This is a genomic window from Synechococcus sp. OH2 (genome assembly GCF_047462155.1).
In the GTDB taxonomy this organism is placed as follows: Bacteria; Cyanobacteriota; Cyanobacteriia; order Thermostichales; family Thermostichaceae; genus Thermostichus.
The window spans coordinates 3,461-5,479 of sequence record NZ_JANSIR010000085.1; the positions used below are offsets into that span (position 1 = coordinate 3,461).

General features: G+C 56.5%; 2 protein-coding genes. Both read right to left on the reverse strand.

Translation table 11 applies throughout. The features are described 5' to 3' along the window. Positions 1-611: 611 nt before the first annotated feature. Complete coding sequence (locus NW835_RS07870) at positions 612-1,247, reverse strand: biotin transporter BioY (protein WP_414385774.1); 636 nt, start codon at positions 1,245-1,247, stop codon at positions 612-614. 160 nt (positions 1,248-1,407) lie between these two features. Then, positions 1,408-2,019 (reverse strand): phosphatase PAP2 family protein (locus NW835_RS07875; protein WP_414414980.1); only part of this gene is annotated, 612 nt, incomplete at its 5' end.

A 2,019-nucleotide genomic window follows, 5' to 3' on the forward strand; every position in this document is an offset into this window, starting at 1 on the left:
ACGCTGCCACTTGCGTTGGCGGGACGGAGTTCTTGTGAGCGAGCTTCAGGGCTACTAAAAACCCCACCCGCCTATTCGTTGAGTCAACACAACATGGCTTACGCCCCGCTGCGCGCACCGATAGAGTACAGGCTTCACGCTTCATAGACTTGTTTGTACAGAGGTCTCAGCCTGCTGCCACCGTGCGACCCATGGCGGGAACCAGTCAGGGAAACTTTCCAGCGATTTAACTTGTTCTCCTCAATTGAAGCACAAACGGCTTTTATCCCGACACTGAATTGGCTCTTGAGTCAACACAATTTACCCATACAGTGCGGGGCTTCCCACCGATCAAGCTAAATTGACTATAGCAAGTCAGGGTCGGCCTCATCTCACCTTTTTTGTGAAGCCGATAAAAAAAGCCCCATAAAGGGGCTTGTCGCGACCAGTCAGCGACTTATAAAACCCTAGAGCGATACAGAGAAGCGCTCCATTGAATCTGTTGCTTTGAACACCGTTTTGATCACAGTCCCTAGGATCTCAGAAAAAAGGCCAAACTGCGGTAGATATCATCTTTTTTTTAGATTTTTGGGAGGCTGGCCCTACACCATCAGGCTGCTGTTGGGCAAGCCCTAGCTTGAGGACGACTTGGGATCCGCTGTCGGCTTCTCCCGCCCCAGCCAGCGCCAAGTGGTGGGCAGCAGGGCTGCTGCCAGCACACACTTCAGCAGATCGCCGGGGATAAAGGGGAACACGCCTTTGGTGAGCACGGCCAAGACGGAAGTGGGGCCGACATTCTCGTTCAGCCATACCCCCAGCCAGGTGGCTCCCAAGACGTAGATCAAAACCGAGCAGGAGAGCATGGCCGCTGCCATCTTCCAAGGGCTGCGATCCACCCCCCAGCGCTCCACAAACCAGCCCATCAGCCCTGCAGCCAAGGGAAAGGCCAGCAAGTAGCCCCCTGTCGCTCCGGTTAAGTGGCTGAGCCCAGAGCCGCCGCCGTTGAAGAAGGGCAACCCCAAAAGCCCCTCCAGCAGGTACAGCAGCAAGGCAAGAAAGCCCAGCCTTGCCCCAAAGCCTGCCCCCACCAGCATCACGCCGAAGGTTTGTCCGGTGATGGGTACTGGGGTAAAGGGCAAAGGGATCCGCACCTGCGCCAGTGCCGCTACCAACAAACTTCCCCCCAACACCAGCATTAAATCCCGAACCCAGGAAGGACGGGTCAGAAGGGTTTGCGCCAAAGGTGTGTGAGCAAAAGTAGCAGTCATAGGATATTTAGGGTGCTGAGATACAAGAGATAACAGCCCTTTTCCGGGATCCACCGACCCATCCCAAAAGCTTTTGGCTAGGGATCCGGGTGCTGCAACTAACGGACAAAGGGCCATATCTGGGTAGTGTATCGCAACCTCAGGATTCTGCACCTATGCACTACCTTGCTTGGCCGCGGCTATCCGTCTGGCGCATCCACTGAATCCGCAGAAGGGTGATGCAAAAAATTAACCACAAAGCCCCCAGGCTATATCCCGCCAGCAGATCGCTGGGCCAATTCAACCCCAAGTAGGCCCGGCTGAAACCAATGAGGACTAGGATCCCCAGCACTCCTCCACCGATCCAGCGCCGCTGAGCAGGATAATACCTTGCCAGCAGATAGCCTAAAAGGCCGTAGATTGCCGTTGCTGCGATGACCTGTCCACTGGGAAAGCTGTGGCCTGTCTCCAACAGGATGGGATCCCAAAGATCTGGTCGGGGGCGAGAAAAGGTAGGCTGCAGGATCCCGGCAATCACGGCAGCTCCTAAGGCTGCAACCAACAGCCCCCATGCCGTTCGTCTTTGTTGGCTGCGCCAGAGCAAAACCCATCCACAGGCGGTCAAGCTCACCAGCCCAATCGGATGCCCTAACCCCCACCCCACCCAAGCCAAGGGATCCGGCCAAGGGCTGGCACGGCGCAGCCATTGCAAAATCCATACATCGATGGCTTGACTGGAGGGCGCCAGTCCTTGCAAAGCCAGAGTCAGTCCCCAGAGGGCCAGAGCCGAGCC